15 protein-coding genes are annotated in these 11,978 nt (G+C 36.9%); all 15 read left to right on the top strand.

Annotated elements, in window-relative coordinates; translation table 11 throughout:
- Positions 1–29: 29 nt before the first annotated feature.
- The 15 genes from PCY12_RS07085 (at position 30) to groL (ending at position 11,939) form a co-directional block, all read left to right on the top strand.
- On the top strand, positions 30–329 hold the full coding sequence (locus tag PCY12_RS07085) for a DUF4651 domain-containing protein (protein WP_301352199.1): 300 nt from the start codon (positions 30–32) through the stop codon (positions 327–329).
- Positions 326–643, top strand: coding sequence for a thioredoxin family protein (locus PCY12_RS07090; RefSeq protein ID WP_301352200.1), 318 nt, complete (start codon positions 326–328; stop codon positions 641–643). The genes PCY12_RS07085 and PCY12_RS07090 overlap by 4 nt, the downstream gene beginning before the upstream one ends.
- A gap of 14 nt (positions 644–657) precedes the next feature.
- Complete coding sequence (gene ytpR / locus PCY12_RS07095; RefSeq protein WP_301352201.1) at positions 658–1,284, top strand: YtpR family tRNA-binding protein; 627 nt, start codon at positions 658–660, stop codon at positions 1,282–1,284.
- 41 nt (positions 1,285–1,325) lie between these two features.
- A complete protein-coding gene (locus tag PCY12_RS07100; RefSeq protein WP_301352202.1) occupies positions 1,326–2,087 on the top strand; it encodes an SDR family NAD(P)-dependent oxidoreductase in 762 nt (253 codons plus the stop codon).
- A gap of 77 nt (positions 2,088–2,164) precedes the next feature.
- A complete protein-coding gene (locus PCY12_RS07105; protein ID WP_000282442.1) occupies positions 2,165–2,560 on the top strand; it encodes a single-stranded DNA-binding protein in 396 nt (131 codons plus the stop codon).
- Between the two features lie 87 nt (positions 2,561–2,647).
- Positions 2,648–3,613 (top strand): substrate-binding domain-containing protein, encoded by a 966-nt coding sequence (locus PCY12_RS07110; protein WP_020903141.1) that lies wholly within the window; start codon positions 2,648–2,650, stop codon positions 3,611–3,613.
- Complete coding sequence (locus PCY12_RS07115; RefSeq protein ID WP_301352204.1) at positions 3,613–4,950, top strand: sensor histidine kinase; 1,338 nt, start codon at positions 3,613–3,615, stop codon at positions 4,948–4,950. The genes PCY12_RS07110 and PCY12_RS07115 overlap by 1 nt, the downstream gene beginning before the upstream one ends.
- Entirely contained in the window at positions 4,925–5,608 is a 684-nt protein-coding gene (locus PCY12_RS07120; protein WP_033683129.1) for a response regulator transcription factor, read from the top strand. The genes PCY12_RS07115 and PCY12_RS07120 overlap by 26 nt, the downstream gene beginning before the upstream one ends.
- Positions 5,605–6,897 (top strand): extracellular solute-binding protein, encoded by a 1,293-nt coding sequence (locus PCY12_RS07125; RefSeq protein WP_301352206.1) that lies wholly within the window; start codon positions 5,605–5,607, stop codon positions 6,895–6,897. The genes PCY12_RS07120 and PCY12_RS07125 overlap by 4 nt, the downstream gene beginning before the upstream one ends.
- A gap of 160 nt (positions 6,898–7,057) precedes the next feature.
- The gene (locus PCY12_RS07130) at positions 7,058–7,495 is read left to right on the top strand and encodes a PTS fructose transporter subunit IIA (protein WP_301352208.1); all 438 of its coding nucleotides are present in this window, start codon (positions 7,058–7,060) and stop codon (positions 7,493–7,495) included.
- Positions 7,496–7,521: 26 nt separating this feature from the next.
- The gene (locus PCY12_RS07135) at positions 7,522–8,016 is read left to right on the top strand and encodes a PTS sugar transporter subunit IIB (RefSeq protein ID WP_020903146.1); all 495 of its coding nucleotides are present in this window, start codon (positions 7,522–7,524) and stop codon (positions 8,014–8,016) included.
- A 23-nt stretch (positions 8,017–8,039) separates the two neighbouring features.
- On the top strand, positions 8,040–8,882 hold the full coding sequence (locus tag PCY12_RS07140) for a PTS sugar transporter subunit IIC (RefSeq protein ID WP_061864587.1): 843 nt from the start codon (positions 8,040–8,042) through the stop codon (positions 8,880–8,882).
- On the top strand, positions 8,863–9,717 hold the full coding sequence (locus PCY12_RS07145; protein WP_033683132.1) for a PTS system mannose/fructose/sorbose family transporter subunit IID: 855 nt from the start codon (positions 8,863–8,865) through the stop codon (positions 9,715–9,717). The genes PCY12_RS07140 and PCY12_RS07145 overlap by 20 nt, the downstream gene beginning before the upstream one ends.
- 299 nt (positions 9,718–10,016) lie before the next feature.
- Positions 10,017–10,301 (top strand): co-chaperone GroES, encoded by a 285-nt coding sequence (gene groES / locus PCY12_RS07150; protein WP_301352210.1) that lies wholly within the window; start codon positions 10,017–10,019, stop codon positions 10,299–10,301.
- 15 nt (positions 10,302–10,316) lie between these two features.
- Positions 10,317–11,939: a chaperonin GroEL gene (gene groL / locus PCY12_RS07155; RefSeq protein ID WP_301352212.1), complete on the top strand. Its 1,623-nt coding sequence runs from the start codon at positions 10,317–10,319 to the stop codon at positions 11,937–11,939.
- Positions 11,940–11,978: the final 39 nt, after the last annotated feature.

Consider the following 11,978-nt stretch of genomic DNA (forward strand, 5'->3'; position numbering starts at 1 on the left):
ATTTGTCCTAAAGCCTTTTTTGTGTTAAAATGAATGGTATGAAAGCTAAAAAAATGTGGATGGCAGGTCTGGCTCTGCTTGGTATTGGGAGCCTTGCCCTTGCTACGAAAAAAGTTGCAGATGACCGTAAGCTCAGGAAGACTCAGGAAGAGTTGACAGCGATTGTACGAGACCATTTTTCAGACATGGGGGAAATTGCGATTCTCTATGTTCAAGTTTATGAAAGCAGTCTGGAGAGCTTGGTTGGTGGCGTCATTTTTGAGGATGGCCGTCATTATACCTTTGTCTATGAAAATGAAAACTTAGTCTATGAGGAGGAAGTCTTATGATACAACCAGCAAGTTTAGAAGAATTGGCATCTTTGGTGGAAAAAGAGGGCAAGAAGGTCTTTCTTTTTGTGGCAGACTGGTGTGGCGATTGTCGTTATATCTATCCTGCCTTACCAGAAATTGAGGAGACCAATCCAGAGTTCACCTTTATTCGAGTGGATAGAGACCAGTATATGGATTTGGCCACACTCTGGGATGTATATGGAATTCCTAGCCTTGTTGTTCTAGAAAAAGACAAGGAAATTGGTCGTTTTGTTAATCGCGACCGTAAAAGCAAACAACAAATTAATGACTTTTTAGCAGGACTGAAATAGGAGAAAAGGAAACAATGATTTTTACATATAACAAAGAACATGTCGGTGATGTCCTTATGGTCATCGTGAAAAATAGCGGAGATGCCAAACTGGATGTGGAGCGCAAAGGCAAGGTAGCCCGTGTTTTCCTCAAAGAAACTGGGGAAACAGTGGCTTGGAATATTTTTGAAGTTTCAAGTTTATTTGAAATTGCAGAGCGCGGTCAAGTCTTTTTATCAGATGAGCAAGTCGCTCGTTTGAACCAAGAATTACAAACGGAAGGTTTTGCAGAAGAAATTGTCAATGACAAGGAACCTAAGTTTGTTGTTGGTGAAATTGTCGAGATGGTAGCTCATCCAGATAGTGACCACCTCAACATCTGCCAAGTTGCAGTCGCAAGTGACAAGACAGTGCAAATTGTTGCAGGGGCTCCTAATGCGCGTCTTGGGTTGAAAACCATTGTAGCTCTTCCTGGAGCAATGATGCCCAAAGGCAATCTTATTTTCCCAGGTGAACTTCGTGGTGAAAAGAGTTTTGGAATGATGTGCAGTCCTCGTGAATTGCATCTGCCAAATGCTCCGCAAAAACGTGGTATTATTGAATTATCAGAAGATCAAGTTGTTGGAACTCCATTTGATCCAGCTAAACACTGGACTGCCTAAGAAGTTGTTAGTATCTGATAGATCAGCTAGAGGGAAATAAGATGGCAAAAAATGTTGTGATTACAGGAGCGACATCAGGCATTGGTGAAGCGATTGCGCGTGCTTATCTGGAGCAGGGTGAGAATGTCGTTCTAACTGGACGACGGATAGACAGACTAGAAATCCTCAAGTCGGAGTTTGCAGAAACTTTTCCAAATCAAACAGTTTGGACTTTTCCGCTAGATGTCACGGATATGAACATGGTAAAGACTATCTGCTCTGATATTCTAGAAACGATAGGTCAGATTGATATTCTGGTCAACAATGCAGGACTGGCTCTAGGTTTAGCACCCTATCAGGATTATGAAGAGCTGGATATGTTGACAATGTTGGATACCAATGTTAAGGGTTTGATGGCGGTTACTCGCTGTTTCTTGCCAGCAATGGTAAAAGTCAATCAAGGACATATCATCAATATGGGCTCAACCGCAGGAATCTACGCCTATGCTGGTGCCGCTGTTTACTCAGCTACCAAGGCAGCGGTTAAGACCTTTTCAGATGGTCTGCGAATTGATACCATCGCAACGGATATCAAGGTGACGACCATTCAGCCTGGAATTGTCGAAACAGATTTTTCGACGGTACGTTTTCACGGTGATAAAGAACGAGCTGCGTCCGTTTACCAAGGAATAGAAGCTTTGCGATCTCAGGATATCGCAGACACAGTAGTCTATGTGACCAGTCAACCTCGTCGTGTGCAGATTACAGATATGACCATTATGGCCAATCAACAAGCTACAGGTTTCATGGTTCATAAAAAGTAAAAAATTTCCTCGAAAAGTTACAAATTTCTGTAACTTTTTTTGAGTTCTTACGAATAGATAAGTAGGAGGAAGAAAATATGTATAATAAAGTTATCTTAATTGGACGTTTAACGTCTACACCAGAATTGCACAAAACCAACAATGACAAGTCAGTAGCGCGAGCAACTATCGCTGTAAATCGTCGTTACAAAGACCAAAACGGGGAACGCGAAGCTGATTTTGTCAATATGGTCCTATGGGGCAGACTAGCAGAAACTTTGGCAAGCTACGCAACCAAAGGTAGTCTCATTTCCGTTGATGGGGAATTGCGTACCCGTCGCTTTGAGAAAAATGGTCAGATGAATTATGTAACCGAAGTCCTTGTGACAGGATTCCAACTCTTGGAAAGTCGTGCCCAACGTGCCATGCGTGAAAATAATGCAGGCCAAGATTTGGCAGATTTGGTCTTGGAAGAGGAAGAATTGCCATTTTAAGAATTAAAAAGTCTGAGTTGGTCTCAGGCTTTTTTATAATGTCTAAATGTGTTACAATGAACTAGTTGAAACTTTTTGGAGGTTGGAATGAGTAGAGAATATACAAGAACAATCGTCAAAATTATATTTTGTACAGTAGTCGTATTTGTTTTTGCGATTTATACTCATGTGAGTCAGACAGATCCTATTCCGGGACAAATAAAAGTTGGAGCGACTTATATGACGATGAATAGTGAATTTTATAGACATTTACATAATGAGATTCAACGCTATTCTGATTCAGAAGGTCAGATATTGTATACTCGGGATGCAGAGATGAGTGAAGAAAAACAGAGTAAACAAATTGATGAGTTTATAGAGAAGCGAGTGAATGTTATTGTTATTAATCCGGTTAAGAGTGATAGCGAGCAAATTGTAGAAGCGTTAAGTAGGGCAAAGAATTTTGGAATTAGAGTTATAGCAGTAGATAGTCAGTTGAATAATATAAAAGTTGATACGAGCATAGTTTCTGATAATTACCATGCTGGGATATTAATTGCCAAGGATTTGATGAAACGTACCTCAAATGCTCATATTCTTTTGTTAACGCACAAAGATGCTTTATCAGCTAATCAGAGAATAACTGGTTTTTTGGATACAATAAAATCAGAAGAACATTATCAAATTATCTCAGAAAGAGAAACAGTTGGTCAAACAGAGTATGCTATGACTACTGTAGGTGATGCCTTATCTGAAGGTTTACAATTTGATGCTATAGTGGCTTTAAATGATAGAGCAGCTATAGGAGCTTTAGCAGCAATTAAAGAATTGAAAGTAACTTCAAAAAAACTTATTTACGGAATAGATGGTTCACCAGATATGAAGCATTTATTAGCTACAACAGATGAAGTTACGGGAACGGTTGCTCAATTTCCATCTCATATGGGTAGAAAAGTATCGGAAACAATAGATTTATTAGTAAAAAAAGAAGAAGTTGAAGAATTATATACTATACCTGTACAATTTGTTGATAAAAATAATATAATTCAGTTTGATATTAATGGGTGGCAGTAATGAAACAGGTAAAAGGTGTCCAGTACTCTATAATTTTGCTTTTATTAATTAATTTTCTAACCATTATATACAATGGAGCTTTGTATATACAGATTACAAACTATGTAATTTCAAAGGGACAGATGATACTCTTATTGGGAGAATTAAACAATATTTCAAAATCACCTGACCAGATTTTTTGGTATTCAATTATTTTTTTTGTCGGTATTATTTTTATATCTACCTATAAAATGTATTCAACTGAGAAAAAGTGGCCAATTTTTTCAAAATGGAATTTGTTTGAAATAGTATTAATGATTGGTGTTATATGGTCACAAAATCTGTCATACAATGGAATAATATTATTAGTTTTTGCTGATATATTCTATAGTTCAAGAGAGTTTCAAGACTCTGATAGTAAACGTTCTTGGATTATTTTTATTTTCTTGAGTTTTTTAATATTACTTTTAACCGACTATGAAATCTTGTCTCTATTTATAAAAGTTCCATCTCTAGCTACCTATATCCAATTTTATCCATCTTCCATACGAGGTGTAGTGTTATTTTTAGAAAATGCATTGACATCATTAAATGTTATTATTTTCATCATCTCTTTATTGTCTTATATCCTATATGTGATTAAAGAACATCATAATATTGAGGAAGAGCTTAAAATGTTATCTAGAGTCAACACTGAATTGAATCATTACATATCGTTATCAGAGAAAATCGCTGAAGATCGAGAAAGGAAAAGAATTGCTCGAGAAATTCATGATACTCTAGGGCATGCGTTGACAGGGATTTCAGCAGGGATTGATGCTGTTTCTGTACTAATTGATGTTCATCCTATCCGTGCTAAAGAACAGTTGAAAAATGTTTCAAATGCAGTTAGAGAGGGGATAAAAGATGTTAGGGGATCATTACAGAGACTGAGACCAGGAGCTTTGCAAAATAATGGTTTAAAAGATGCTCTAATATTAATGATTAGTGAGTATGAGTCTCTATCAAAACTCTCTGTCGATCTAAAATATGAATGGGGAAATATTGATTTAGATGTTATGCAGGAAGATACTATTTTTAGGATTATACAAGAATCTATGACAAATTCTGTTCGTCACGGACATGCTAGTAAAATGAGCATTCGCTTTATAAGTGAGGATAACAACATAATAGTTTTGCACGATAATGGAATAGGTTTTGACGATTTACAAATTGGGTATGGCTTGAAACAAATGAGAGAGCGAGTTTCTATTTTAGGTGGTTCTATACATTTTGAAAATAGGGAAGGATTTTACACTAAAATAGTTTTTCCAAAAATAGGAGGTGAAGTATATGATAAAGGTAATGATTGCAGATGATCAGGCGTTAATTAGAGAGTCCTTGCAGATCATTTTATCAGTATATGCTGATATTGATGTTGTATCCGTCGTTGGTGATGGTATTGAAGCTATGGACAACATCATGACTGTAAAACCGGATATAATTTTAATGGATATTAGAATGCCCAGAATGGACGGAGTATTGGCTACAAAAGAAATCAAAAAACGTTTTCCAAATATAAAAATTATAATCTTAACAACATTTGATGACGACGAATTTATTTTTAGTGCTTTAAAATATGGTGCATCTGGCTATTTATTAAAAGGAGTTTCAACAGACGAGTTATACCAAGCCATTCAGACAGTGTATAAAGGTGGAGCTATGATTAATCCTAATATAGCTAGTAAGGTATTTCAATTGTTCTCGCAGATGGCACAGACCAATTTTTCTATTACTGTGAAGGAAGAGAATATTGAAAATATATCACTGACAGAATGGAAAATTATTCAGCAAGTGGCATTTGGAGAATCAAATAAGGAAATTGCCAGTAATCTTTTTTTATCCGAGGGAACAGTGCGCAATTACCTTTCTATCATTCTTTCAAAACTAAATTTGAGAGATAGGACACAGTTAGCCATATGGGCTGTACAAACAGGTGTGACACAAAAGAATTTTTCGAAGGAAATGGATAAATGAAAGTAAAGCAATTGTTTCTAGCGATACTGTTTGTGTTAAGTTGCTTGAGTTTATTTCTTATTTGGGAAAACAAGCAGATAAAGATTATTAGACTGGGTTTTTATTCTGATTCTAGTTGGGGAATTCCTACAGGGAATAACAGCTATGTACTAGATGAGGCTATTAAGAAATTTGAAGAGCTTCATCAAGGGGTTAAAATTGTATATGATTCAGGTATTCCTAAGGAGGAGTATTCTAATTGGATTTCAAGTCAAATTTTAAAAGGTTCTGAACCGGATGTATTTCTATTATCAAGCGACCAATTATCTTTATTTGCATCAAAAGGTATTTTAAAAAAACTAAATTCCTATCTGTCTCAAGAAGATGCCTCTAATTTCTATGATGTATCTTTGCAGGCAGCAAAATACGGAGATGATTTATACGGTCTTCCATATGAAAGCAATCCCATGTTGATGTGTGTAAATCAAGATTTACTTTTAAGAGAGGGCATTGAAATTCCTAAAGTAGGGTGGACACTGAAAGATCTATATGAGATTAGTAAAAAAATTACAAAAGATACCGATGGAGATGGAATCGTTGATCAATTTGGGATAACAGGATATAGTTGGAAAGAATCTCTAGCAGCCTTTGGAGTTACTATTTCTGAGAGTGGGATTCCTCGTATAGATTCGTCAGAAATGAAGGATGCTTTATCCTATATAAGGGGATTGAATCAATTAAACGGACGCTACAAAGTAACCTATAAAGATTTTGATGAAGGACATGTGGCCTTTTATCCAATGAGTTTGGCACAATATCGTACATATAAACCTTTTCCTTATCATGTGGCCAAATATACAAATTTTAACTGGACATGTATTTCGTTGCCAACGACTAAGGAAGACATTCGTTCGACTGTAACAGATACTTACTTATACGTGGTTTCTTCGCGTGCTCGCAATTCAAACCTTGCCGTATCATTTATAGAATTTTTAACAATTAATCGTGAGATTCAACAAAATTTATTTAATAAAGGTCAAGGAAGCTCAGTATTACCAGAGGTAGTAACTAGTTTGAAGAGTGAAGAGTTGATGAAGAAAGGAATGATTGGTCAAAATGCCTTAACAACTACTTCATTGGATTATATAATGAAAAATTCAATTACAACTATTTCAAAAGGAATAGATTCAAAATCATTGGTTGGAATAGAAGAAAGATTAGAAGCATTATCTATGGATGAAAATAACACGGATATTGAAGGTAGCCTTATTAAGTTACAAAAAGAACTAGATATAGGAATCCTTAAATAGATATCAAGATTATTATTTCTTAAATAATACGAACATGGCAGACGTCTTTATTGACATTTGTCATTTTTTTATTGACATTTATCAATAAACTTTTGTGACATTTAACAATTATAAAGTGAAGATAAGGATGATAGAATGAAATCAATAAAAGGAGGGAAATATGAAGTATTTGATATTAGTCAGTCATGGAGGACTCGCAGAGGGATTGAAATCATCTCTTTCTATGTTTGCTTCGGATAAGGTAGATGATGTCATAGCAATTGGCTTAAAAGATGGAGAAAGTCTTGCAGGTTTTTCTGTAGAGGTCAAGAATGTTATGGAGTCTCTGAATGAAAATGATTCTGTTCTTGTTTTAGCAGACATTGTTGGTGGAAGTCCTTTAACAACTGTTGCAACAGTATTAGAAGAATTTGGAAAATTAGAGAATGCAACTATTTTGGGAGGTATGAACTTAACAATGGCACTTACAGCAGTGGTGATGAAAGACATTCTGACTGGAAGTGAACTTGTTTCTACGATATTAAACGAATCATCATCGGCTCTACAGGAATTTGAAGTCGGATCGGATGATAATCTTAATGAAGAAGACGATATTTAGTTATATAAGGAAAGGAATAAAAAATTATGGTAGTAACATTTGTACGAATTGACGATAGAATGATTCATGGACAAACAGTCACTAGATGGGCAAAAGAACATCCATGTGATGGATTAATTGCAGTAAATGACGCTGCTGCATCTAATAAGGTTTTAATTCAGGCATATAAAGGTGCGTCAGATAAAAAAACATTTGTTTGGACAAAGGAAGCGTTTAAAGAAAAATCATCTAAAGTAACAGAATCGGATAGTAGATATTTTTTAATTACTAAGAATCCAATTGATATGAAAGAAATTTTAGTAGACCAGGGCTTTATTCCAGGAGATGTTAAAGAGATTATTGTAGGACCTGCTAACGATAGACCAGGTGCTATCAAGTTGGGAAATAATCAATCAATTACTCAAGAGGAAGCAGTTGCACTAGAAGCAATTGAAAAAGCAGGATATAAAGTTAGATTCCAATTATTACCAGATGTATCTATTGGCTATTGGAGTGATTTTAAATCAAAATTTGGATTTTAATAATGAAATAAGGAGACAAAATGATGGAAATTTCTTGGATTCAAGCAGCTCTTTTAGGATTGTTTGCAAGTTTAGCATCGATGCCAGGTATGGGGGGATCCAGTATTGGTAACTATACTTTGGGGCGTCCATTAGTTGGTGGTTTAATTGTAGGTTTAATATTAGGAGATATAACAACAGGGGTAATCGTTGGTGTGGCTTTGCAGGTATTATATATTGCCTTAGTGACACCTGGTGGAACTGTATCTGCCGATGTACGGGCAATTTCTTATATCGGAATTCCGTTATCTATCCTATTTGTTCATGCAAATAATATTTCAGGTGAAGTAGCGATTGCAGCAGCAGCAGCGCCAATTGGAGCTGCGGTTGGAACAATTGGAACTGTTTTATTCTATGGTACAGCTACTATGAATTTGCTTTGGCAACACATTGGATGGAAAGCTGTAGAGAAAGGTGATTTTAAGAAGTTATATGCTGTTGATTGGGTATATCCTTGGATTTCACATTTTATCTTTTCTTTCTTACCAACAATGATTATTACAAAATTTGGACCAGATATGGTTGATCTTATGAAATTATATCTTCCGATGGATGGTTTTGTAATGAAGTCTCTATTTACTGTAGGAGCACTCCTTCCATGTGTGGGTATTGCAATACTTTTGAAACAAATTGTTACAAAAACAACAGACTTTATTCCTTTCTTTGTCGGGTTCACGTTAGCAAAATCTTTAGGCTTGAACTTAGTAGCAAGTGGTGTTGTGTCATTAATTTTTGCAGTAATTTATTATGAATTAGAAGTTATTAAATCTGCCCGTACGACAGCAGTTATCAGTGATATGGGATTTGATGAAGAGGAGGATATTTAGAATGAGTCGAAAAAAAATATCAAGAAAAACATTGACAAAATCATTTCACCACTGGTTCTATGGACATCTGACATGTTTTTCTCAAGAACATATGCAAACTTTTGGATATTTAACTTCTATGCTTCCAATTGTAGAAGAAATGTATGATACTAAGGAAGAGCAAAAAGAAGCTATGCAAACATACACAGCATTCTTTAATACTGAGCCGCAGTTGGGTTCTCTAGTAGTTGGGATAACAGCTGGTTTGGAAGAAGCGCGTGCAAATGGAGATGCCGTAGATAGTGAGACCATCAATGGAATGCGAGCCGGTCTAATGGGGCCTATTGCAGGTATTGGAGATTCACTTATTGTAGGAACATTAATTCCTGTTCTTTTGGGGATAGCTCTAGGTCTTTCTAAAGGAGGAAATATTTCTGGTGCAATATTCTATATTATTGCATGGAATCTATTAGTCTATCTTGGAATGCGTTTTGCTTATTTTAAAGGATATGAACTTGGAGATAAAGCAGTAGAATTTTTAGTAGGTCCTAAAGGTCAGGCGCTAAGAAAATCAATTAGTGTTGTTGGTGGTATGGTCATAGGAGCTGTTGCAGCAACTTGGGTATCTGTCACTACGGCGCTAGAGCTGAAAAATGGAGATGGAGAAACATTTTTAAACTTACAAGAAAAGATTGATGGTGTTTATCCAGGTCTTTTAACAGCAGGTTTTATTGTTCTATGTTGGTGGCTGATGGCTAAAAAGAAAGTTTCTCCAAATTGGGTGATGCTATTATTGGTAGTTATTGCACTTGTAGGAGTAGCCTTAGGATTTTTCAATCCAGGATTGAAATATTAATAGTATGTAAAAAAGCAACGGTTTATAATCGTTGTTTTTTATATATGCGTAATATAAGGATTTAGAGTTTCGGTATTTTTTATAAAAGAATTAACGAAAATACTAATTTCATAAATCATGTTCGTTAAAATTCTACATTATTAAAGTGCAAAATTAGGATAAAGAAATTTATATATTCATCCTCAGAAAGTCAGACTTTTTTCTTGACTATTTCTGACCAAGTGATACAATAGAACTATGATTTAGCACTCGGGTCTAAAGAGTGCTAATGCTATCTATCTCATTATGGAGGAAATCAGATGTTGAAACCATTAGGGGACCGTGTGGTCTTAAAAGTAGAAGAAAAAGAACAAACTGTTGGAGGCTTTGTTCTTGCAGGATCAGCTCAAGAAAAAACAAAAACAGCCCAAGTTGTAGCTACTGGACAAGGTGTTCGTACCTTGAACGGTGACTTGGTGGCTCCAAGTGTCAAGGTTGGAGATCGTGTCTTAGTTGAAGCTCACGCAGGTCTTGATGTCAAAGATAGCGATGAAAAGTACATCATCGTAGGCGAAGCTAACATCTTGGCAATCATTGAAGAATAGAAGGAGAAAGTAAGTATGTCAAAAGAAATTAAATTTTCATCTGATGCTCGTTCAGCTATGGTTCGTGGTGTCGATATCCTTGCAGATACTGTGAAAGTAACCTTGGGACCAAAAGGTCGTAATGTCGTTCTTGAAAAATCATTCGGTTCACCACTCATTACCAATGATGGTGTGACCATTGCTAAAGAAATCGAATTGGAAGACCATTTTGAAAATATGGGTGCCAAATTGGTATCAGAAGTAGCTTCAAAAACCAATGATATCGCAGGTGACGGGACTACAACTGCAACTGTTTTGACCCAAGCAATTGTCCGTGAAGGAATCAAAAACGTCACTGCAGGTGCCAATCCAATCGGCATTCGTCGTGGGATTGAAACAGCAGTTGCCGCAGCAGTAGAAGCCTTGAAAAACAACGCCATCCCTGTTGCCAATAAAGAAGCTATCGCTCAGGTTGCTGCCGTATCTTCTCGTTCTGAAAAAGTAGGCGAATACATTTCTGAAGCCATGGAAAAAGTTGGCAAAGACGGAGTCATCACTATCGAAGAGTCACGTGGTATGGAAACAGAGCTTGAAGTCGTAGAAGGAATGCAGTTTGACCGTGGTTACCTTTCACAGTACATGGTGACAGATAGCGAAAAAATGGTGGCTGACCTTGAAAATCCGTACATCTTAATTACCGACAAGAAGATTTCAAATATCCAAGAAATTTTGCCACTCCTCGAAAGCATTCTCCAAAGCAATCGTCCACTTTTGATTATTGCAGATGATGTGGATGGTGAAGCTCTTCCAACTCTTGTATTGAACAAGATTCGTGGAACCTTCAACGTGGTAGCAGTCAAGGCACCTGGCTTTGGTGACCGTCGCAAAGCCATGCTTGAAGATATCGCCATCTTAACAGGCGGAACAGTTATCACAGAAGACCTAGGTCTTGAGTTGAAAGATGCGACAATTGAAGCTCTTGGTCAAGCAGCGAGAGTAACTGTGGACAAAGATAGCACTGTTATCGTAGAAGGTGCTGGAAATCCTGAAGCTATTTCTCACCGTGTTGCAGTTATCAAGTCTCAAATCGAAACTACAACTTCTGAGTTTGACCGTGAAAAATTGCAAGAACGCTTGGCCAAATTATCAGGTGGTGTAGCGGTTATTAAGGTTGGAGCCGCAACTGAAACTGAGTTGAAAGAAATGAAACTCCGCATTGAAGATGCCCTCAACGCTACTCGTGCAGCTGTTGAAGAAGGAATCGTTGCAGGTGGTGGAACAGCTCTTGTCAATGTTATTCCAGCTGTTGCTGCCTTGGAATTGACAGGAGACGAAGCAACGGGTCGCAATATTGTTCTCCGTGCTTTGGAAGAACCTGTTCGTCAGATCGCCCACAATGCAGGATTTGAAGGATCTATCGTTATCGATCGTTTGAAAAATGCTGAAGTTGGTACAGGCTTCAACGCAGCAACTGGCGAGTGGGTCAACATGATTGAAGAGGGAATCATCGACCCAGTTAAAGTGAGCCGTTCAGCCTTACAAAATGCAGCATCTGTAGCCAGCTTGATTTTGACTACGGAAGCAGTCGTAGCCAATAAACCAGAACCAGTGGCCCCAGCTCCAGCAATGGATCCAAGCATGATGGGCGGCATGATGTAAGCTTTCTGTAGATAGCAACTTATAAAAAACACAAAAGGA

Origin of the sequence: Streptococcus sp. SPS1, from assembly GCF_030439915.1 — a bacterium.
Classification (GTDB): Bacteria; Bacillota; Bacilli; order Lactobacillales; family Streptococcaceae; genus Streptococcus.